The sequence below is a fragment of the Halomonas garicola genome, from assembly GCF_055382465.1.
Map to the genome: position 1 here is coordinate 1,156,382 of NZ_AP043931.1, position 20,622 is coordinate 1,177,003.

At 61.3% G+C, this 20,622-nt stretch carries 16 protein-coding genes; 10 read left to right on the forward strand and 6 right to left on the reverse strand.

Going from position 1 to position 20,622, the window contains the following annotated elements:
- The first annotated feature begins 40 nt into the window (after positions 1-40).
- Both ACZ46Y_RS05765 and ACZ46Y_RS05770 read left to right on the forward strand, forming a co-directional pair.
- Complete coding sequence (locus ACZ46Y_RS05765; protein WP_311954723.1) at positions 41-799, forward strand: phosphodiesterase; 759 nt, start codon at positions 41-43, stop codon at positions 797-799.
- Between the two features lie 93 nt (positions 800-892).
- A complete protein-coding gene (locus ACZ46Y_RS05770; RefSeq protein ID WP_311954724.1) occupies positions 893-2,044 on the forward strand; it encodes an App1 family protein in 1,152 nt (383 codons plus the stop codon).
- On the opposite strand, the gene cmoB is transcribed toward ACZ46Y_RS05770, so the two are convergent.
- Positions 2,041-3,045 carry a tRNA 5-methoxyuridine(34)/uridine 5-oxyacetic acid(34) synthase CmoB gene (cmoB, locus tag ACZ46Y_RS05775; protein ID WP_311954725.1) on the reverse strand — a complete coding sequence of 335 codons (1,005 nt, stop codon included), beginning with the start codon at positions 3,043-3,045 and terminating at the stop codon, positions 2,041-2,043. The genes ACZ46Y_RS05770 and cmoB overlap by 4 nt on opposite strands.
- A gap of 4 nt (positions 3,046-3,049) precedes the next feature.
- Positions 3,050-3,793, reverse strand: coding sequence for a carboxy-S-adenosyl-L-methionine synthase CmoA (gene cmoA, locus ACZ46Y_RS05780; protein WP_311954726.1), 744 nt, complete (start codon positions 3,791-3,793; stop codon positions 3,050-3,052).
- A gap of 114 nt (positions 3,794-3,907) precedes the next feature.
- On the opposite strand from cmoA, the gene pgi reads away from it, so the two are divergent.
- Positions 3,908-5,605: a glucose-6-phosphate isomerase gene (pgi, locus tag ACZ46Y_RS05785; RefSeq protein WP_311954727.1), complete on the forward strand. Its 1,698-nt coding sequence runs from the start codon at positions 3,908-3,910 to the stop codon at positions 5,603-5,605.
- 107 nt (positions 5,606-5,712) lie between these two features.
- Here pgi and ACZ46Y_RS05790 read toward each other — a convergent pair whose 3' ends face one another.
- The 3 genes from ACZ46Y_RS05790 to ACZ46Y_RS05800 all read right to left on the reverse strand — a co-directional run bounded on the left by ACZ46Y_RS05790 (position 5,713) and on the right by ACZ46Y_RS05800 (position 9,720).
- Positions 5,713-7,155, reverse strand: a complete 1,443-nt coding sequence (locus ACZ46Y_RS05790) for an NAD(P)(+) transhydrogenase (Re/Si-specific) subunit beta (protein WP_311954728.1) — start codon at positions 7,153-7,155, stop codon at positions 5,713-5,715.
- 17 nt (positions 7,156-7,172) lie between these two features.
- Positions 7,173-8,744, reverse strand: a complete 1,572-nt coding sequence (locus ACZ46Y_RS05795; RefSeq protein ID WP_311954729.1) for a Re/Si-specific NAD(P)(+) transhydrogenase subunit alpha — start codon at positions 8,742-8,744, stop codon at positions 7,173-7,175.
- 211 nt (positions 8,745-8,955) lie between these two features.
- Positions 8,956-9,720, reverse strand: a complete 765-nt coding sequence (locus tag ACZ46Y_RS05800) for a GntR family transcriptional regulator (RefSeq protein ID WP_311954730.1) — start codon at positions 9,718-9,720, stop codon at positions 8,956-8,958.
- Positions 9,721-9,981: 261 nt separating this feature from the next.
- On the opposite strand from ACZ46Y_RS05800, the gene ACZ46Y_RS05805 reads away from it, so the two are divergent.
- The 6 genes from ACZ46Y_RS05805 to ACZ46Y_RS05830 all read left to right on the forward strand — a co-directional run bounded on the left by ACZ46Y_RS05805 (position 9,982) and on the right by ACZ46Y_RS05830 (position 16,761).
- Positions 9,982-11,511: a tripartite tricarboxylate transporter permease gene (locus ACZ46Y_RS05805; RefSeq protein ID WP_311954731.1), complete on the forward strand. Its 1,530-nt coding sequence runs from the start codon at positions 9,982-9,984 to the stop codon at positions 11,509-11,511.
- Entirely contained in the window at positions 11,508-11,960 is a 453-nt protein-coding gene (locus tag ACZ46Y_RS05810) for a tripartite tricarboxylate transporter TctB family protein (protein ID WP_311954732.1), read from the forward strand. Before ACZ46Y_RS05805 ends, ACZ46Y_RS05810 begins: the two co-directional genes overlap by 4 nt.
- A gap of 74 nt (positions 11,961-12,034) precedes the next feature.
- Complete coding sequence (locus ACZ46Y_RS05815) at positions 12,035-13,042, forward strand: Bug family tripartite tricarboxylate transporter substrate binding protein (RefSeq protein WP_311954733.1); 1,008 nt, start codon at positions 12,035-12,037, stop codon at positions 13,040-13,042.
- 129 nt (positions 13,043-13,171) lie between these two features.
- Complete coding sequence (gene sauS / locus ACZ46Y_RS05820; RefSeq protein WP_311954734.1) at positions 13,172-14,611, forward strand: acylating sulfoacetaldehyde dehydrogenase; 1,440 nt, start codon at positions 13,172-13,174, stop codon at positions 14,609-14,611.
- A gap of 34 nt (positions 14,612-14,645) precedes the next feature.
- A complete protein-coding gene (locus ACZ46Y_RS05825) occupies positions 14,646-16,208 on the forward strand; it encodes an AMP-binding protein (protein WP_311954735.1) in 1,563 nt (520 codons plus the stop codon).
- A 70-nt stretch (positions 16,209-16,278) separates the two neighbouring features.
- On the forward strand, positions 16,279-16,761 hold the full coding sequence (locus ACZ46Y_RS05830) for a universal stress protein (protein ID WP_311954736.1): 483 nt from the start codon (positions 16,279-16,281) through the stop codon (positions 16,759-16,761).
- A 209-nt stretch (positions 16,762-16,970) separates the two neighbouring features.
- Here the strand turns inward: ACZ46Y_RS05830 and ACZ46Y_RS05835 are convergent, their stop codons facing one another.
- Positions 16,971-18,440: an NCS1 family nucleobase:cation symporter-1 gene (locus tag ACZ46Y_RS05835; RefSeq protein ID WP_311954737.1), complete on the reverse strand. Its 1,470-nt coding sequence runs from the start codon at positions 18,438-18,440 to the stop codon at positions 16,971-16,973.
- A gap of 259 nt (positions 18,441-18,699) precedes the next feature.
- Between ACZ46Y_RS05835 and parE the strand changes: the two genes are divergently transcribed.
- Entirely contained in the window at positions 18,700-20,595 is a 1,896-nt protein-coding gene (gene parE, locus ACZ46Y_RS05840) for a DNA topoisomerase IV subunit B (protein ID WP_311954738.1), read from the forward strand.
- The last annotated feature ends 27 nt before the right edge of the window (positions 20,596-20,622 follow it).

Consider the following 20,622-nt stretch of genomic DNA (forward strand, 5'->3'; position numbering starts at 1 on the left):
TGACGCAGTGCGAGTATCTCCCGTCGATAAAAGCCCGCCCATGAAACTGGTTCAGATTACCGATACTCACCTTCACGCCGATCCGCTGGCGCGCTCGCGCACCGGCGTGCCCCTTGCTCAGCTGGAAGCGGTGATCGCCGCGGTGAGGGCCGAGCGCCCGGACGCGGTGGTCGTTACCGGCGATATCAGCCAGGACGAAACGCCTGCTTCCTACGCCGCCGCCGCGCGGCTGTTTGGTACGCTGCCGTGCCCCTGGTATTGGCTTCCCGGCAACCACGACCGGCTGGATTTGATGGCTGCCGAGCGCGAGCTGGTCGACGCCGTAGACCTCGGCACCTGGCGCATGCTGCTGCTCAATACCCGGGTGCCGGGCAAGCCCCACGGCGCGCTGGGGGCAGAAAAGCTCGCCGCGCTGGCGGCCTGGCTGGAAGGCAACGACCGCCCGGTGCTGATCGCCATGCACCATCCGCCGGTGGCGGTCGGGGCCGCGTGGATGGACGCCATCGGCCTTGAAGATAGCGAAGCCTTCTGGCGCACGCTGGCACACTACCCCCAGGTGCAAACGGTGCTGTTCGGCCACGCTCACCAGGCGTTTGCCCGCGGCGTAGCGTGCGCGGAGCACCGCGTTCAGGTCTACGGCTGCCCGGCCGCGGCGGATCAGTTTCTGCCCGATGCGGTAAGCTTCGCCGTGGACGCCGAAGCTAGCCCCGGCTACCGGGTGATGACCCTGAGCGAGAGCGGTTTCAGCACTCGGCTAGAGCGCGTGGCGGCGTTTGCCGCGAGTTCTGGCAGCGAGTAGCCTGTGATGCTTTATCTTTTATGTAATAGTTATACAAGCGTTATGCAATCCACTGGGCGGCAGTAAAGCGTCCTCTGCAGGGAGTTGGGCGTTATGAAACAGGGGCTGCGACGCGTCACGTATTTTTTCCGGCGGCTGGCCCACGTGGCGGCCTCGCCCGTACGTCGAGACAACGGCCGCGGAGGCACGGTGGTGCACCCGTATCGCGGCTACGGCTCCCGGGAAGAGGCGTTCGTCATGGGGCGGGTGTACCGCCAGATGGCCTTGGGGCGGATGATCCCCCGGCGCGGCGCGCTGCGCGATACCGCCGACGTCGCCCGGCGGATACTGCGCCGGGGCGTGGTGCGAGCCGAGGTCGACGTGCGCCTGGGGGGTAACCATCGCCAGGTGGTGACCGACCGCGACGGCTATTTCAACGTGCGCCTGCCGCTGGGAATCCCGCTGCCCGTGGAAGTCTCCTGGCACCGCGCCGATATTGAAGTGAGCACCGCGGCTGACCGCCTGGTGCGCACTCACACGGAAGTCTACGTTCCCGCCGAGGAAACCGATCTGCTGGTGATCAGCGATATCGACGACACGGTGATGTTCACCGGCGTGGCTGAGAAGCTCAAGATGCTCTACCGGCTGTTTGTGAAAACCGCCGAGCGGCGCACGGCGTTTCCCGGCGTGGCGGCGCTTTACCAGGCGCTTCATCGGGGAGCGGACGGCAAGCTGGAGCGGCCGATTCTCTACGTATCCCGGGGGCCCTGGGCGATTTATGAAATGCTCGAGGCGTTTTTCCAGATCAACCGTATTCCCGTGGGGCCGATTTTATTTCTGCGCGAGTGGGGGCTTTCCTGGCGCCACCCCTGGCCGCGAAAGGCCGAGGATCATAAGCGCGAGCTGATCGAGCGGATGCTCAGGCTGTTCGACGACGTCCCCTGCGTGCTGATCGGCGACAGCGGTCAGCACGACCCCGAAGTCTATACCGAGATCGTCAAGGCCCACCCGGGGCGCATCGCGGCGATCTATATCCGCCGGGTGGACAATAATCCCGACCGCGAAGCCGCCATCAACCGGCTGCGCGAAGAGCTTGTGGGCAGCGACTGCGAGCTGATACTCGCCGCCGACAGTCTGAAAATGGCCCGCCACGCCCACCACCGCGGGTTTATTTCGGCCCACGGCCGCGAGGCCGTAAGGCGCAACGTTCGCGACCATCCTGAGGCTGCAGAGAGCACAGACGACGCCGAAAGCGAAGGCGGCTAGCGCGGTTTGCCGGCGATGACCACGGCCCTGCGCGGCGCCGGATAGCCTTCCACGGTGCGGGTGATATCGTCAGGGTCGAGAAAGTCGGCAAGCGATTGGTAGGTCATCCACTCGGTTGAGCGCTGCTCGTCAAGCGTGGTCGCCGCTTCGTCGACCACGCGGACGTTCTCAAGGCCGCAGCGCTCGAGCCAGTGGCAAAGCGCCCGGGAAGACGGCAGGAAGTAGACGTTGGGCATCGCCGCGTAGCGGCTGCCGGGCAGCATGACGGTGTGTTCGTCGCCTTCCACCACCAGGGTTTCCAGCACCAGTTCGCCGCCGGGGGCGAGCGCGTCTTTCAGCTGCTGAATATGCTCAAGGGGCGAGGGGCGGTGGTAGAGCACGCCCATGGAAAACACCGTGTCGAAGAACCCAAGCGTCTCGGGCACGTCCTCGATGCCTACGGGCAGAAAGTGCGTGCGCCCGCCGTCGGCGTCGCCGACAAAGTGGCGCACCGCCTGAAACTGCCAGTAGAACCGCGGCGAGGGGTCGATCACCAGGGCGAAGGCCGCGCCGGCGCCCGCCATGCGCCAGGCGTGATAGCCGCTGCCGCCGCCGACGTCGAGCACTTTTTGGCCCTCGAGCGGGGCCAGGTGCGGGACGACGCGCTGCCACTTCCAGTCCGAGCGCCATTCGGTGTCGATCTCGACCCCGCCGAGCGAATACGGCCCTTTCCGCCAGGGTGCGAGTTTCTTCAGCAGATTTTCACACTGGCGCCGGCGGCTGTCATCAAGCGTTACCTCCACGCTCACGGTGTCGGCATCAAGCGTGACTCGATGCCGGTCGGGCAGTTCGGGCAGCTTGGCCACGGCCTTTTCCCAGCTGGGCAGGTCGCCGTGGCGGCGGCGGTCGAGCCCGGCGGCCAGCTGCTCGGGCAGCCGGGAAAGCCACTCGGTGAGCCCCTGGTCGAGAAACGCCTGGTAGAGCGCGCGCTGGTCGTCGGTCAGAGTCGTTGGCTGCGCCATGCCGTCAGCCCTCCTTGAAGGCGATCATGGAGGCAAAGTTGAGGTATTGAAACCAGGTCATCGAGCGGGCAAAGCCCGAGCGTGCAAGGCGGGCGTGGTGCGCCTCCAGGGTGTCCGGGACCAGCACGTTCTCAAGCGCGGTGCGTTTTTGACTGATTTCCATATCGCTGTAGCCGTTGGCGCGCTTGAAGTCGTGGTAGCGCTCCACCCGCCAGGCGTTGTCGTACTCGTCGGCGTCGACGGTCTTTTCCGACAGCACCAGCACGCCGCCGGGTTCCAGCGCCCGGTAGAGCCTTGCCAGCAGGGCGTCGCGGTCTTCCGGGGGCAGAAACTGCAGGGTGAAGTTGAGCATGATCATGCCCGCCGGGGCGTATTCCACCTCGCGGATATCGGCGACCTCCACCTGCATGGCGTGCTCGGGGCACTCGTCGGTAAAGGTTTGCCGGGCGCGCTCGACCATGGCCGGGGACAGATCAAGGCCCACGTAGTCAAAAGCGTCCGGGGGCAGGGCACCGGCAAGCGCCAGCCCGCCGGCGCCGAGCGAGCAGCCCAGGTCATACACCCGGGCGCCGTGGCGCAGGTGGCGCTCGGCAATCAGTCCCAGCATGCCCAGTACCTGGCCGTAGCCGGGCACCGAGCGGCGGATCATGTCGGGAAAGCACGCCACGACTTTCTCGTCGAAGGAAAACCGCGCCACCCGGTCAAGGGGTGTCGAAAAGATGGCGTCACGGTAAGATGCATCACTCATGGGGCAGGCCGATCCGTAAAAACGATCCGTCGAGAATGAGGCCATAGTTTACGCGCCCCGCCATGACGCGAACAGACTCCGTTTCAAAAACGCGTGCCAGAAGGAGAGGGCCAGATGGCCAACGTTGAACCCACCACCCCCGACAGACTGCCCGCCTGGCAGGCGCTTTTGCGCCACGCCGAGGCGCACAAACACAGCCACGTGGCCGCGCTTTTTGCCGAGGAGGGGCAAGAGCACCGCTTTGCCCGCTTCAGCCGTCGGGTGGCCGGGCTGACGCTGGACCTTTCCAAGCAGCGTTGGGATGAGGACACGCTGAACCAGCTGCTGGCGCTGGCCCGGGAAGCCGGCGTACCGGAGGCCATCGAAGGCTTGCTCAGCGGCCAGCGGATGAACCAGAGCGAAAACCGCCCGGCGCTGCATACCGCGCTGCGCCTGCCGGCGGGCGCGACGCTCGAGGTGGAAGGCGAAGACGTGGTCGGCGCGGTACAGGAAAGCCTTTCGCGGATGGAAAGTCTGGTCAAGCGGCTGCACGCCGGGCAGTGGCGGGGAGCGACGGGCAAGCCCATCCGCCGGGTGGTCAACCTGGGCGTGGGCGGCTCGGACCTGGGGCCGCAGATGGTGACCCATGCGCTGGCAGACTTTCGCCCCGACGATATTCATCGGCTGAAGATCCACTTTGCCTCGACCATGGACGGCTCCCAGCTTGTCGACTATCTCAGCCGCCTGGACCCGGAAACCACGCTGTTCGTGCTCTCATCGAAGTCGTTTACCACGGTGGATACGCTGTCCAACGCCGGTACCGCCCGGGACTGGCTGATTTCGCGCCTTACGCCCAAGGGGGCCGCGCCCATCAGCGCCGAGCTGATCATTCGCCAGCATTTCATCGGGGTGTCGGCCAGCCCGGAAAAAATGACCGCCTGGGGAATCGCTCCGGCCCATCAGCTGCGCTTTTGGGAGTGGGTCGGCGGGCGCTACTCGCTGTGGGGCACCATTGGGCTGCCCATCGCGCTGGTGATCGGCATGGCCAACTTTCGCCGCCTGCTGGCCGGCGCCCACGCCATGGACGACCATTTCGCCCGGGCCAATCTGGAAGACAACGCCCCGGTCATGCTCGCCCTTGCCGGCATTTGGAACGTCAATTTTCTGGATATTCGCGCCCACTCGATTCTGCCCTACGACGGCCGCCTGGAGTATTTCTCGGCGTATCTTGAACAGCTGGAAATGGAATCCAACGGCAAATCGGTAACGCGAAACGGCGAGGCCGCCGAGTATTCCACCTGCCCGGTGCTCTGGGGGCAGCTTGGCCCCAACGCCCAGCACGCCTTTTACCAGCTGCTGCACCAGGGCACCCAGCCGGTGGTGTGCGATTTTATTGCGCCGCTTACGCGCTATGACGACGTAAAGGACGCCGAAACCCGCCGGCTGCTCCAGTCCCAGCACCGCTTGACGCTGGCCAACTGCTTTGCCCAGTCGCGGCTTTTGATGCTGGGCGACGAGGCCATCGACGACGATACGCCGCGCCCGGCGCACAAGCGCTATCGCGGCAACCAGCCCTCGACCACGGTGCTGCTGGACCGCCTGACGCCGGAAATCCTGGGCTCGCTGATTGCCCTTTACGAGCACAAGGTGTTCGTTCAGGCAACGATCTGGGGCATCAACCCCTTCGATCAGTGGGGGGTGGAGCTTGGCAAGCAGATCGCCGGGCAGACCCAGCAAATTCTCGAAGGCGACGCCGAGCCCGACGGCATGGATGCCTCCACCCGGGGGCTGATGGAAGCCTTTTGGGCAGCGGGTGGCGGCCCGCCCGAATGAGCTTCTCGTCGTTCGCCAGGCGGAGACGGCCGAGCTCGACACGAAAAAAGGCCCGAACCGGATAGCGGTTCGGGCCTTGGCGTTAGCGTTCGCCGTTAACCGGCGCGCTAGTCCAGCTGTGGCAGCAGCGACTCCACGCTTTCCCTGGCGTCGCCGTAGAACATTCGCGTGTTCTCCTTGAAGAACAGCGGGTTCTCGATGCCGGAATAGCCGGTTCCCTGGCCGCGTTTGCTGACGAAGACGTTCTTGGCTTCCCACACCTTGAGCACCGGCATGCCGGCAATGGGGCTGTTGGGATCCTCCTGGGCTGCCGGGTTGACGATGTCGTTGGAGCCGATGACGATCACCACGTCGGTCGAGGCGAAGTCGTCGTTGATCTCGTCCATCTCCAGCACGATATCGTAGGGCACTTTGGCCTCGGCCAGCAGCACGTTCATGTGGCCGGGCAGGCGTCCTGCCACCGGGTGAATAGCAAAGCGCACCTCCTTGTCGGCATCGCGCAGCTTGCGTACCAGGTCGCTCACCGCGTTCTGCGCCTGGGCCACCGCCATGCCGTAGCCCGGCACGATGATGACGCTGTCGGCATCGTTGAGCGCGCTGGCCACGCCGCCCGAATCGATGGCGATCTGTTCGCCCTCGATCTCGGCGGCCGGCCCCTGGCTGCCGCCGAAGCCGCCCAGGATTACGTTGAGGAACTTGCGGTTCATCGCCTTGCACATGATGTAGGACAGAATTGCACCCGACGACCCCACCAGCGCACCGGTGACGATCAGCAAATCGCTTGAGAGCGTGAAACCGATGGCCGCCGCCGCCCAGCCGGAGTAGCTGTTAAGCATGGAGACCACCACCGGCATGTCCGCGCCGCCGATGCCCATGATCAGGTGCCAGCCGATGAAGAAGGCCAGCAGCGCCAGCAGCAAAATCGTCCAGAATCCCGCGCCGTTGATATAGACAATCGCCAGCAGCAGTGAAAGCGCCGCGGCGCCGGCGTTGAGCAGGTGCCCGCCGGGAAACTGCCTGGGCTTGCCGTCGATCTTGCCGGAAAGCTTGCCAAAGGCGATCACCGAACCGGTGAAGGTCACCGCGCCGATGAACACCCCCAGCACGACCTCGACCTGCAGAAAGGTCAGCTCGGCCGGGGTCTTTTCCGCGACCAGGGCGGCAAAGGCGGAGAATTCATCGCTTGCGCTGCGAAGCGTCTGGCTGGCCAGCACCCGCCGCCGCTCAAGGTCGGCGTTAAAGCCGACAAACACCGCCGCGAGCCCCACAAAGGAGTGCAGCGCTGCGACCAGCTGCGGCATCTGGGTCATCTCGACCCGCTTGGCGATATAGGCGCCGATAGCGCCGCCGATGATGACCAGCGGCACCAGCCAGCCGAAGCCGCCCACCCCCGGGCCAAGCGCGGTGAATACCACCGCAATGGCCATGCCGACGATGCCGTACCATACCGCGCGCTTGGCTTTTTCCTGATTACTCAGCCCGCCCAGGGACAGGATGAACAAGACACTGGCCGCAATGGCGGCGGCAGTGACGAACTGTTGTCCTAGCATTTATTAGTCTCCACCGCTCAGGATTTCTGGAACATGGCGAGCATGCGACGCGTCACCAGGAAGCCGCCAAAGATGTTGATCGAGGCGATCAGCACCGAAATGCCGGCCAATAACGCCACCGGTACGCTGCCGGAGCCGATCTGCAGGATCGCGCCCAGAATGATGATGCTGGAAATCGCGTTGGTCACCGCCATCAGCGGCGTATGCAGGGAGTGGCTGACGTTCCAGATCACCTGGTAGCCGACGAAGCAGGCCAGCACAAAGACGATGAAGTGCTGCATGAAGGAGGGCGGCGCCACCATGCCCAGCAGCAGCATCAGCGCACCGCCCACAACCAGCATGGACACCTGGCTTTTGGTCTGCTTCTTGAAGGCGGCCGTCTCGGCGGCCTGCTTTTCTTCGCGGGTTGGCTCCTTTTCCTTGGGTTTGGGCTTGGCCGCGGCGATGGCCTTCACCTTGGGCGGCGGCGGCGGGTAAGTAATCTCGCCCTGGTGGGTCACGGTGACGCCGCGGATCACGTCGTCTGCCATGTCGTGTACGATCTGGCCGTCCTTTTCAGGCGTCAGGTCGGTGAGCATGTGACGGATATTATTGCCGTAGAGCAGCGAAGCCTGCGTTGCCATACGCGACGGGAAGTCGGTGAAGCCAGCAACGATCACGCCGTTGTCGGTAACGATGCGCTGGTCGGGCACGGTAAGGTCGCAGTTGCCGCCGCGTTCGGCGGCCAGGTCGATCACCACCGAGCCCGGCTTCATGGCAGCGACCATGTCCTCGAGCCACAGCTTGGGTGCGGGGCGGCCCGGGATCAGCGCCGTGGTGATCACGATATCGACGTCGGGCGCCTGCTCGCGGAACAGCGCCAGCTGCTTCTCGCGAAACTCGGGGCTCGAGGGCGCCGCGTAGCCACCGCTCTCCGAGCCGTCCTGACTGTCCTCGAAGTCGAGGAACAGGAACTCGGCGCCCATGGATTCGATCTGCTCGGCCACTTCCGGGCGCACGTCGAAGGCGCGCACCACGGCCCCCAGGCTGGTAGCGGTGCCGATGGCGGCAAGCCCGGCGACGCCGGCGCCGACCACCAGCACCTTGGCCGGCGGCACCTTGCCCGCGGCGGTCACCTGGCCGGTAAAGAAGCGGCCAAACTGATTGCCCGCCTCGATGACGGCACGGTAGCCGACGATATTGGCGGTGGACGATAGAGCATCCATCTTCTGGGCGCGCGAGATACGCGGCACCATGTCCATGGCGATCACGGTAGCGCCGGTCGCCTGGCAGCGCTCCAGCATCGCTTCGTTCTGGGCCGGCCAGAAAAACGAGATCAGCGTCTGATTCTTGCGCAGGTAGCCGGCCTCGGTGTCGTTGGGCTCGCGCACCTTGATCACGGTATCTACCGCCTGCCACAGCGCCTCGGCCCCGTCGACCAGTGTAACGCCCGCCTCACGATAGGCCGCATCGGTGAAACCCGCGGCTTCGCCGGCACCGGCTTCCAGGTAGCATTCGTGACCAAGCTTTTGTATCTGGAGCGCACTATCCGGCGTTAGCGCGACGCGCGCCTCACCGGCCGTACTCTCTTTGGGTGCACCAGTTTTCACCTTGGACTCCCCCTTATTAATATCAGTCGTTAGTTGCCATCGCCAGTTGCCATAGAAAGCATAAAACGCTATGCGGTCTTCTTTGATCGCGGCAAGGCCTATTCAAACTTGCACTGTCGGTCAGCTTTCATATCCTCGATCATCGATTATCAATCTGGCCTCCTTATCGTCCCACAGTAGAGCAGTAGACGGTAATCACCGGGAAGAAAGATTAGCGAATTTCGGTTTTGTAACTAAAGCGATCGGCGCGGCCCTTGGTGGTCCGCACCTCAATGATATGGTCCTCCTTGGTGTACGTTGTCCGCTTGAGTACGACCACCGGGGTGCCTTCGTCGATGCCGACCATCTCGGCTGTCTTGGCGTCGGCCGCGTCCGCCGTGAGCGTCTCCTGGGCGCGCACGACCGGGACGCCATACTGGTCTAGCACGAGGGCGTAAAGGTAGTCGGGAATGTGAAGGCTCTTGTTCTCAAGGCCCGGCACAACGGCAGCTGGCCACCAGGAGTACTCCACCAGAATAGGCTGGTTGCCGACTAAGCCCACGCGTTCGATGTAGACCAGATCGGAGCCCTCGGGCACGCCAAGGCGTCGGCAGATATCGGCGGGGCCGGGCTGGCGGCAGCGTTCGGTGGTCTTTTTGTGGATGCGAATGGAGCGACCTTCGGGATCGCCATAGGAGAAAAAGCGGAAGAGACTCTTCTCGAAGTCGACCCGGGAAATATAGGTGCCTTTTCCCTGGTGTCTGAACAGCAGCTGCTCCCAGACCAAATTGGTGATGGCCTTTTTAACGGTGCCGGGACTTACCCCCAGAGCCTTTGCCAGCTGCGATTCCGACGGGATCAGGTCACCCGGTACCAGCTGCCCCGTATTGATGAGGCGGCGAATGTGATCCTCGACAACGCGATAGAGCGGCTTGCCTTTCGTAGCTTCGAGCGGCGTCGCGGAAAACAAGTGTAGTCGGTCAACTTCTCCTGCCATATTGCCCTCACTGGCTTGGAACCTGGTTTGTTTTTCATTCGCTCAACGCCTGGCGGCGTCAGCCTGGGTGCCGCCAGCCTCTGCGCTTTATGTGCAGTTCTGAGGCGGCTTTATGCTTCTTGTTTGACACCCATGATAGCCAAGTCTAGCCTATGATGTAGGTTATGTATATGACCTTGCGGTCAGATAATGCCTCATATAACAAGCATAAGCACACGTCCGGCCCTGCATTAGCCGGGGCAGGCGAGGAGGAAAGGCCCTGTGGAATTATTTGAGTACCTACCCCAGGTGTTGAGCGGGTGGAATCTTGTGATTCTCATCGCCGGTACGGTGGTGGGACTGCTGCTTGGGGCTACCCCAGGTTTGAGTCCGACTATGGCGGTGGCTTTGCTCATCCCCTTCACTTTCCAGATGGATGCCACATCTGGGCTTATTCTATTGGGAGTTCTGTATACCTCGACGGTGGCAGGTGGGGCAGTCAGCGCCATTCTGGTCAATATTCCAGGGGCTCCGGCTAATATAGCGACCATGCTCGACGGCCATCCGATGGCAAAGAAAGGGCGCGCTACCGAGGCCCTGCACTACTGCTTTATTAGCTCCGGCGTGGGCGGCGTGATCGGCGTGCTGGTGCTGATTTTCTTTACGCCAGTGCTGGTGGGGTTCGCGCTGAGCTTTGGTCCTTCGGAGCTCTTCTGGACAGCGATCCTCGGTATCACGGTCATCGGCTCATTAGGTAGCAGTTCGGTTCTGAAAGGTCTGATTGCCGGGGCTTTTGGTATCTGGATTGCGCTGATCGGCTTTAACCCGGTCGCGGGAACCGAGCGTTTCGTATTCACCGAGCATCTACAGGGCGGCGTGACGATTATCCCGGCTTTGATCGGCCTATTTGCCATTCCTCAAGTGTTTCAGATGATCGAGATGGCGAGGCAAGGTCGTGCTGATGAAACCTTCGGGATGGAACAGCGGCCGGTTTGGACATCAATCATTTATAACCTGTCAAAGGTGCGCGCATTAGGCATCGGTAGCGTTATCGGTACTCTGGTTGGCTTGATTCCCGGGGCAGGGGGGCAGATAGCGGGGCTGATTGCCTACGACCAGACGAAAAAGTTTTCTCCGGATTCCGATGCTTTTGGCCACGGTGAGCCGGAAGGCGTTATTGCGTCGGAAAGTGCTAACAACTCCATGGTCGGGGCTTCGCTGGTCCCCATGCTGTCGCTGGGGATCCCGGGTAGTCCGACCGCTGCGGTACTGCTGGGTGGCCTTTTGATTCAGGGGCTTTTTCCAGGGCCCGACCTGTTTACGGAGCACGCCCCGGTGGCCTGGACCTTTATGGGGGCGTTGCTGGTAAGCCAGGTGCTGCTGGTCGTGTTCGGCCTTTATATCAGCCGGTTCAGCAAGTACATCATCCGGATCCCCAAGCACTACATGGCAGCGGCCGTGGCGATTCTGGCGGTGTTTGGTACTTATAGCGTACAGAACAGCGTATCGGACGTGATCATCATGATGACGATGGGAGTGGCGATGTACTTTGCCACCTGGTTTGGCTTTAGCCCTGGGCCGGTAGTGCTGGGCATTATACTCGGGCCAATTGCTGAAACCAACTTCCTCCAGGGCGAGATGATTGCCCAGGCGACGGGAGGCAATGCCCAGTATTTTCTCACCGGTAATATCAACATATTGCTGATGAGCCTCTGTGTCCTATCCATCGGCTACAGCATCTTTGCCGAGTACAAGGCCAAGGCAAAGAGGCGTAGTCAGGAAACTGGCCGTACCGTAGGAGTGGAGTCATGACTTCCTTAAAGCGTCACCTGACGTCACTTATTACTTTACTCATTGCTGTTGGCCTGGCGGTAGCATCGTACTGGCCATCGGAGCCCGGCTATGAGTTTCCGCAAATTATCGCCCTGGTGCTAGTCGCTCTTTCAGCCATTCATTTACTGGTGACGGTAGCTACCCGAAAATCGCACAAAGCTAATTTTGCGGAAGCCGTGATCCCGTGGGCCGGTGTTATCCCTGTTCTGTTGATTCTCGGCGGCCTTCTGTTGATTGCTGAGCGGCTGGGATTCTTCGTCACTTCCTTCATTGCCTTTGCATTAATCGCGGTGCTTTACACTCAGGGGCCATGGAGCTGGCGCCGCGTCATTCGAGGCTGCGCTATTTCGGCCATCTTCATGGGAGTGCTTTATGCCGTATTCGTGCTGTTGCTAGAGGTGCAGGTCCCCAAGGGCGCGCTGATTTAAAACGATAGGATTCAAACCCCAGAAAGATTCAGCAGGAACAACAACAATAGTTGACTCCGAGAGAGGAACATAAAATGAAAATCAAACGCCAACTAAAAGCAGTGAAAACCCTCGTGGGTATCGTTTCAGGCAGCTCGCTATTGATGATGGGCAGCATGGTCGCCGCCGCCGAGGATTTTCCAACGCAGCCGCTCAACATGGTCGTCTCCTACTCGGCCGGTGGCGCCACTGACTTCCAGGCGCGCATTGCTAGTTCAAAATCGGAACAGTACCTGGGCGAGCCGACTGCGATCGTCAACCGCCCCGGCGCCGGAGGCCAGGTAGGCTGGAACTATCTGGTCCAGAAGGGAAAGCAGGATGGCTATGATATAGCGGCGTATAACGTGCCCCATTTTATTGCGCAGTCCTTGATGTATGACACGCATTACAACATCGATAATCTTGAACCGGTTGCTAACTGGGGTGCTGATCCGGCCGTTCTTATTGTGGGAAAGGATAGCCAGTTCGATACGATCGATGAGCTGGTCAACTATGCCGAAGAGAACCCCGGTAAGGTGACGGTGTCCGGTGCGGGCCTCTTTGTGGGTCACCATATTGCCGCGGTGCAGCTGGAAAACGCGGCCGATATCGATATGCAGTATATCCCGACTTCGGGCGGCGTCGATGCCCTGCGTCTCGTCGTTGGCGGTCAGGTAATGGCGGGTTTCAACAACCTGTCGGACGCCTATCGTAACCAGGATCGTCTGAAAATTCTGGGCGTCGCCGATACGGAGCGGCACAGCGACTTCCTCCCCGACGTGCCGACTTTCCAGGAGTCCGGCTACGAGGTCGACGATTCGAGTGTCAACATGCGCGGCGTCATGGCGCCATCCGGCGTGCCTGAAGAGCGCCTTGATGTGCTCTCCGAGAAGTTTGTGGAAATGTTCAATGATGAAGAAATCCAGGCCAAGCTCAAGAAAGGCGGAGCTCCCATGCGAGTCATGGACCGTGAAGAGCTAAAAGAGATGTGGAAGGACCGCAAGGCTTATCTGGACGAGCTGTTTGAGGGCTTTGATGTCGAAGAGATAAAAGAAGAGAGCTGATACTCGACATGAAGCCCGCCACGCTATTGGCGTTTAAATATCCACACAGGAACACGTAAGCGACAGCGCGATAGCAGCGTCGTGACTGTCGCTGTCTGAATCGGCAGAGCCGTATGGAGCGAGATAGCCATGAGTAACATGAAATTCCAGCAAGAGGCGTCATCCGAGGCGCAGAGCATCGTCTCCGGCCTGATGGAAAGAGCCCGCACCGCCCAGGAGCAGTTTGCCCGGTACGATCAGCAGGAGGTTGATGAGGTGGTGACCGCCGTTGCCTGGGCGCTGGTGCATCCCGGGCGCAACGAAGCCATTTCCCAGATGGCGGTCGAGACCACGGAGTTAGGCAACGTCAGCGATAAAATCACCAAGAACCATCGAAAGACGATAGGTTTGCTACGCGACCTTAGGCAGGCCAAAAGCGTGGGCGTGATTCAGGAGTTGCCCGAGCTTGGGCTGGTCGAAATTGCCCGGCCGGTAGGGGTGGTCGGCGCCGTTGTGCCGTCGACTAACCCGGCGGCCACGCCGACCAACAAAACCATCAACGCCCTCAAGGGTGGCAACGCCATTATTCTGGCTCCCTCGCCCAAAGGGCAGCAGGTTTGTACCGAGCTTCTGGAATACATGCACGCCGAGCTTGACCGAGTCGGCGCGCCGCGCGACCTGATACAGCAGCTACCCACACCCGTCAGCAAGGCGACCACCTATGAGCTGATGAACCAGGTGGATCTGGTCGTCGTTACCGGCTCACAAAACAACGTGCGCTCTGCCTATTCCAGCGGCACGCCGGCGATCGGGGTCGGGGCGGGTAACGTGCCTGTGATCATCGACGATTCAGCCAAGCCGGAGGATGCGGCGCGCAAGATTGCGGCCTCAAAGACCTTTGACAATGCCACCAGCTGCTCGTCGGAAAATAGTCTGGTGATTCTCGACGGCATTTACGATTCGGCCATCACGGCGCTTGAGCGCAGCGGCGGCGCCATGCTCACCGCCGAGGAGACAAAGCAGCTGGAAGCGGCGATGTGGGAAGACGGAAATCTTAGCCGGCACATCATTGCCCGTTCGGCTCCCGAGATTGCCCGGCTCGCGGGGCTGACGCGTCCGGCGTTGGAAAACGCGGACTTCCTGATGGTCGAGGAGGACCAGGTCGGCAAGGAGCATCCGTTCTCGGGGGAAAAGCTTTCCCCGGTACTGGCGGTGTATCGCGTCAAGGATTTCGATGCGGCTTTTGCCCAGACCCACCGCCTGCTTGACCACCAGGGCAAGGGACACTCGTGCGGTATTCACACCGAGGATGAATCCCACATCCAGCGCCTGGGCCTGGAGATGCCGGTCTGTCGCGTCATTGTGAACCAGGCCCATGCCTTTGCCTGCGGCGGTAACTTTGATAACGGCCTGCCGTTTTCGCTATCCATGGGCTGTGGCACCTGGGGAGAAAACAGCATTTCGGAAAACCTCAACTACCGGCATTACCTCAACATCACTCGTATCGCCCGTACTATTCCCGTCGATGAGCCGTCCATGGATGAGCTCTTCGGCAGCTATCTGAACCGGTATGGGCTTGCCAGTTCCTGATGTAAACAACAATGATGCTAGGAGTGTTGGCTTTATGACGATTCAAGATACGATTCGCCGCTGGGCCTCCGATAGCGGGGACAGGACCTTTCTGGTGTCTCCGGAGCATGACGAGACGCTGTCTTATCTGCAGCTTGACGAACGGCTGTCCCAGGTCGCAGCTAAGCTTGATGCCATGGGCGTCGGGGCGGGCGAGCATGTCGCCATTCTTATGGATAACGGCCAGTGGACGGCCACGCTGCTGCTGGCGCTAATGGCCAGCGGGCGCGTGGCGGTACCGCTCAACGCCATCGCCGGCGATAGCCAGCTTGAGTACGTGCTGGACCACTGCGATGCCGACCTTGTGTTTGCCTCGCCGGCGCATGAGGAACGCGCGGCTCAGCTCACCGGCCGGGTCAAACGCCCGATCCGGGTTATTCCCACCTGCCCGGACCGCGGGCCGGAATGGGACGCCGGCGCAGCCGCCGGGGCCCAGACCTTGCCGGCCGTCGATCCCGACGACACCGCCTTGCTGATGTATACCTCGGGCACCACCGGCAAGCCCAAGGGCGTCATGCTCAGCCATCGCAACGTGCTCGCCGGCGGCATGAATACGGTAGAGGCCCACACGCTTTCCCGGGAGGATCGGGGGCTGTGCGTGCTGCCGCTGTATCATATCAATGCCGAGATCGTGACGTTGATTGCGCCGCTGATCAGCGGGGGCAGCGTGGTGATGCCGCACCGCTTCAGCACCCGCGCCTTCTGGGAGCTGATTCGCGAACAGCACTGCACCTGGTTCAGCGTGGTGCCCACCATTGTGACCTATCTGCTGGAGCAGGCGAATAATGAAAACCCTGGGGTTCGGGACAATCCCGACTTTTCTCGGGTGCGCTTCGGCCGTTCGGCGTCGTCGGCGCTACCCGTCGCCACGCACAAGGCATTCGAAGAGGCCTTCGGCATCCCGCTGATAGAAACCATGGGGCTGACCGAAACGGCGGCTCAGATCCTCTCCAACCCCTTGCCGCCTTTCCAGACCAGGTACGGCTCACCGGGCGTCGCCTACCGCAACAGGGTCAAGGTCGTCTCCGAGGACGGCGCTGAGGCAACGCGCGGTGAGATCGGGGAGCTTGTGGTTCAAGGCGATAACGTGATGCAGGGCTACTACAAGAACCCCGAGGCGACTCAGGAGTCGCTGGATGCCAAGGGCTGGTTTTATACCGGAGACCTTGGCTACCAGGATGACGAAGATTTCTTCTTTATTACGGGTCGACTCAAGGAGTTGATCATCAAGGGCGGCGAGAACATTGCGCCCCGGGAAATTGATGAAACCTTGCTCAAGCACCCTGCGATTCTGGAAGCCGCCGCCTTTGCCATCGACGATGCGCATTACGGCCAGGACATCATGGCAAGCGTGGTCCTCAAGCATAACAAGGAGGTAAGCGGGGAAGAGCTCACCGAGTTCTGCCAGAGGGATATCGGGAAGTTCAAAACGCCGAAGGAGGTTCTGTTTGTACAGTGGTTACCCAAGGGGCCGTCTGGGAAGGTCCAGCGGCTAAGTATTGCAGACATGCTCGATGACCTGAAGCAAAGCCCCGATATGATTGCCGACAACCAGTGATACGGCGAGATAGAGGCTCGATATTCAACCGGCCCGGGACACGGCTTCCGGGCCATGCGGAGCGTCCGTTATGCAATTTAATATCCAACGCATTTTGTATGCGACCGACCTCGGGCCGCACGGGCCCAAGGTCTTTCGCTGCGCCATAGGGCTTGCCGAAAAATTTGGTGCGGCGATTCATGTTCTTCATGTCATTGAGGATCCTGCCATTCTGCGAAACAACGTTGCCGAACGTTACGTTTCGAGTTCCGTGTTGGGCACCTACCGCGGCACTGCCTTTGACGAAGCCGTTAGCGAGATAGAAAAGCGGCTGGAGAGCTTTAGCCTGTCAGCGCTGGAGGCGGAGGATTCCCAGGGGGCAAGAGTGGCTGAAATCAGGGTGCTCACCGGCCGACCCGGGCGCACGATTCTGAACGAGGCGGAGCGCATAGACGCCGACTGCATCGTACTGGGATCGCACCGTTATTCGGGGATGAGCGACATGATCATTGGCTCGGTGGCCAGGAAAGTCACGCTCAAGACGCCGCGACCGGTCTTTCTTTTCCCCGTCTGACCCTCACTTTTCAGCCGGTCTATCATATTCCTGCCTGCCGCCTTCCACGGCGGCGAGAAGAGCGCGGGGCGCATCCACGAACGAGCTGACTGCGCCCCCTGCGTCGTCGCTTCTCCGAAATTCCGCCACCTGTGGCGATCGGCAAGGCGTAAGTCAATTCGGCGATACAGTTTGGGGCACCGTATTGCGATCGGTTGTTTAGGCGAATCTCAGCGGGCGCGTGCCTGCTGCTCGGCCGACGGGCGTTTCCCCAGCATCAGCAAACGGTAGAAAATGCCGCCTAGAGCCGCGCCGATTAGCCAGGCGTAGCCGCCGAGCGATTCCAGCGCCGGCACCCAAACTGACGAGATGGAGAACACGGCCGCCAGCGCAAAGGCCATGATGGCGCGCTTGTTCCAGCCTTTGACGTAGTAGTAGTCACCGTTCGGGTCCCGGGAGAAGATGTCCTGGATATTGAGCTTCTGGCGACGGATCAGGTAGAAGTCCACCACGATGATGCCGTAGAAGGGAGCCACGATAGCGCCAATGGCGTTGACGAAGCCGGCAATGCCGATGTTGCTGATAACGGCCACCCACAGACCGCCCACGAAAAACGCAATGGTGGCGGTAATCAGGCCGCCGGTGCGGAAGCTGATTCTTTTGGGGAAGAGGTTGGCCAGGTCATAGGCCGGCGGAATGAAGTTGGCCACCAGGTTGATGCCCACCGTCGCAGCGAAGAAGGTAATCGCGGCGATAATGGTCAGGGGCAGCGAATCAACGTGGGCGATAATATCCGACGGGTTGGTCATGGTTTCGCCAAACAGCGCCAGGGTGCCGGCGGTAATGATCAAGGCGATAAAGGAGAAAAAGGCGACGTTGAGCGGAAGCCCGATCAGGTTGCCGATTTTCATTTGCCGCTCATTTTTGACAAAGCGGGTGAAATCGCCAAAGTTGATTACCACGGCGGCAAAGTACGCAATCATGGTGCCGGTGATGGCGAGAAAGGCGCTGAGAGAGCTGCCTTCAAAGTCGCTCGAACCGCTGAAAATGGAGTCAATAGCGGGCAACAGGTCGCTGCCGGCCTGATACCAGATGATGATCATCAGGGCTACCATGACCACATAAACCAGCGGGCCGGCCCAGTTCAGGAAGTGCTTGATGCGCTCGATGCCCTGCCAGAACATCATCACCTGGAACAGCCAGACCAGCGCGAAGGACAGCCAGTCGACGGCCGACATGCCCAGCCACTGGCCGCCGGGGTCACCCACCAGCGCGGTAATCAGCAAGGCCAGCGCCGTGGAAGCAAAGTAGGTTTGCACGCCGTACCAGAAAATACCGGTAATGGCGCGCAGCATGGCGGGGAAGTTGGCCCCGAAGACCCCCATGCTGGCACGTACCAGTACGGGGAAGGGCACGCCGTACTTGACGCTGGGTGCCCCGGAGAGATTGACCAGCACCATGACCACACAGCCCGCGAGAATGATAGCGGCCATAACCAGCCAGCCGTTCAGCCCGTAGGAAATGAACAGCGAAGCCGCCAGGGTATAACCGAAAAGGCTCTGAATGTCGTTGGACCAGACGTTGAAAATTTCAAACCAGCCCCAGGTTCGCGACGCCTTTTTAACCGGTGCCAGGTCTTTGTTGTACAGGAGGCTGGAGCCGTGAGTTATTTCAAGCTCTTTATCAGAAATATCGGGCATTGGTAAACTCGTGCCTATTGTTAGTTGTTGATTTTATTGTAAAAATTCCAGCCGCGGGAGTTGAGCCGTGACTCAATGCCTCTCCAGATTTTTGTATACAAAAGAAGGGTGACAGCAATGCCCCGCTGGCGCAACGAGCTTTCTCTTATATGCAGGGCTAACGGCGATAGCCTTGACCTGTATCTGTGCGGATATACAGCTTAAGGGGTTTTGGGGTATCCTGTGCCTTTTTGGCTCCTTATCAGGAAATCAGTGCCACATGTCCCAGTTCGATGCCTCTTCGTACGGTGCCAGCTCGATTGAAGTCCTTTCGGGGCTTGAACCGGTGCGTAAACGCCCCGGCATGTATACCGACACCTCCCGACCCAACCATATGGCCCAGGAGGTTATCGACAACAGCGTCGACGAGGCGCTGGCCGGATACGCCAAAAGGGTCCGGGTGGCACTGCTGGTGGACGGCGGCATCGAGGTGTCCGACGACGGCCGCGGGATGCCTATTGATACCCACCCCGAGCACGGCGTTTCCGGCGTCGAGCTGATCCTGACCAAGCTGCATTCCGGGGGCAAGTTTTCCGCTTCCAGCTATCGCTTTTCCGGGGGGCTGCACGGGGTCGGGGTGTCGGTGGTCAACGCGCTGTCGCGCCGCCTGGAGGTGGAAGTCACCCGAGACGGCGCGCGCCACGCCATGGCCTTCGAGTTTGGTCAAAAGGTGGAGGAGCTGGCGCCGGCGGGCAAGGCGCCCAAGCGTGCCAGAGGAACGCTGCTGCGTTTCTGGCCGGACGAGAGCTACTTTGACAGCCCCAAGCTGGCGGTGGGGCGGATGAAGCACCTGCTTCGCGCCAAGGCGGTGCTGTGCCCGGGGCTTGAAGTGACGCTTGTTGAGCCCGACGGCACTCAAAGCCACTGGCAGTACGCCGATGGCCTGCGCGACTATCTGGTGGAAGCCACCGATGGCTATGAGGTGCTGCCCGCCGAGCCGTTTCTGGGCCACTTCAGCGACGACGAGCACGGCGTCGACTGGGCCATCCAGTGGCTGCCCGAGGGCGGCGACACCCTGGTGGAGTCCTACGTCAACCTGATCCCCACGCCCCTGGGCGGCACCCATATCAACGGCTTTCGCTCGGGGCTTTTGGAAGCCCTGCGCGAATTCTGCGAGTTCAGAAGCCTATTGCCCCGGGGCATCAAGCTCACCGCCGACGATCTCTGGGAGCGGGTATCGTTCGTGCTCTCGATCAAGATGCTCGACCCGCAGTTTGCCGGCCAGACCAAGGAGCGGCTGTCGTCGCGTGCGGTCTCGACGTTTGTCTCCGGCGTGGTCAAGGACGCGTTCTCGCTGTGGCTCAACCGCCACGTGGCCGACGGCGAGGCGCTTGCCGAGCTGGTCATTAACGCGGCCCAGCGCCGCCAGAAAAAGGCCAAAAAGGTGGCGCGCAAAAAGGTCACCTCGGGCCCGGCGCTGCCCGGCAAGCTTGCTGACTGCTCCGGCCAGGACCCGGCCCAGAGCGAGCTGTTTCTGGTCGAGGGCGACAGCGCCGGGGGCAGCGCCAAGCAGGCGCGCAACCGTGAAACCCAGGCGATTCTCCCCCTGCGCGGGAAAATCCTCAACACCTGGGAAGTAGAGCCCCATGACATCTACGGCTCCCAGGAAGTCCACGATATCGCCGTGGCTATCGGCGCCGACCCCGGCAGCGCCAATCTCGAACGGCTGCGCTACCACAAGATCTGTATTCTCGCCGACGCCGACTCCGACGGTCTGCACATTGCTACGCTCTTGTGCGCGCTGTTCGTGCGCCACTTCCCGAGCCTGGTGGACGCCGGCCACATCTTTGTCGCCATGCCGCCGCTTTACCGCATTGATCTTGGCAAGGAGGTTCAGTACGCCCTGGACGAAAGCGAAAAGGATGCGATTTTAAAGCGGCTGGCGAAAAAGCGCGGCACCCCCAACGTCCAGCGCTTCAAGGGGCTTGGAGAGATGAGCCCCCTGCAGCTGCGCGAGACCACCATGGCCTCGGACACCCGCCGGCTGGTGCAGCTGACCCGCAGCGACGGCGACGGCAGCGAGCAGATGCTGGACATGCTGCTGGCGAAAAAACGCGCGTCCGACCGCAAGGAATGGCTGGAACACTACGGCAACCTCGCCGAAGTGGACGTATAAGCACCGGCGACGACCGGTTTTGACAAG

Excerpts from the sequence above, each read along its gene's own strand:
- ACZ46Y_RS05765 (WP_311954723.1), top strand. The coding sequence starts at position 41 with ATGAAACTGGTTCAGATTACCGATACTCACCTTCACGCCGATCCGCTG.
- ACZ46Y_RS05810 (WP_311954732.1), top strand. The coding sequence starts at position 11,508 with ATGACTTCCTTAAAGCGTCACCTGACGTCACTTATTACTTTACTCATT.
- parE (WP_311954738.1), top strand. The coding sequence starts at position 18,700 with ATGTCCCAGTTCGATGCCTCTTCGTACGGTGCCAGCTCGATTGAAGTC.
- ACZ46Y_RS05835 (WP_311954737.1), bottom strand. The coding sequence starts at position 18,440 with ATGCCCGATATTTCTGATAAAGAGCTTGAAATAACTCACGGCTCCAGC.
- cmoB (WP_311954725.1), bottom strand. The coding sequence starts at position 3,045 with ATGGCGCAGCCAACGACTCTGACCGACGACCAGCGCGCGCTCTACCAG.
- pgi (WP_311954727.1), top strand. The coding sequence starts at position 3,908 with ATGGCCAACGTTGAACCCACCACCCCCGACAGACTGCCCGCCTGGCAG.
- ACZ46Y_RS05790 (WP_311954728.1), bottom strand. The coding sequence starts at position 7,155 with ATGCTAGGACAACAGTTCGTCACTGCCGCCGCCATTGCGGCCAGTGTC.
- ACZ46Y_RS05815 (WP_311954733.1), top strand. The coding sequence starts at position 12,035 with ATGAAAATCAAACGCCAACTAAAAGCAGTGAAAACCCTCGTGGGTATC.
- ACZ46Y_RS05800 (WP_311954730.1), bottom strand. The coding sequence starts at position 9,720 with ATGGCAGGAGAAGTTGACCGACTACACTTGTTTTCCGCGACGCCGCTC.
- sauS (WP_311954734.1), top strand. The coding sequence starts at position 13,172 with ATGAGTAACATGAAATTCCAGCAAGAGGCGTCATCCGAGGCGCAGAGC.
- ACZ46Y_RS05830 (WP_311954736.1), top strand. The coding sequence starts at position 16,279 with ATGCAATTTAATATCCAACGCATTTTGTATGCGACCGACCTCGGGCCG.
- ACZ46Y_RS05770 (WP_311954724.1), top strand. The coding sequence starts at position 893 with ATGAAACAGGGGCTGCGACGCGTCACGTATTTTTTCCGGCGGCTGGCC.
- cmoA (WP_311954726.1), bottom strand. The coding sequence starts at position 3,793 with ATGAGTGATGCATCTTACCGTGACGCCATCTTTTCGACACCCCTTGAC.
- ACZ46Y_RS05825 (WP_311954735.1), top strand. The coding sequence starts at position 14,646 with ATGACGATTCAAGATACGATTCGCCGCTGGGCCTCCGATAGCGGGGAC.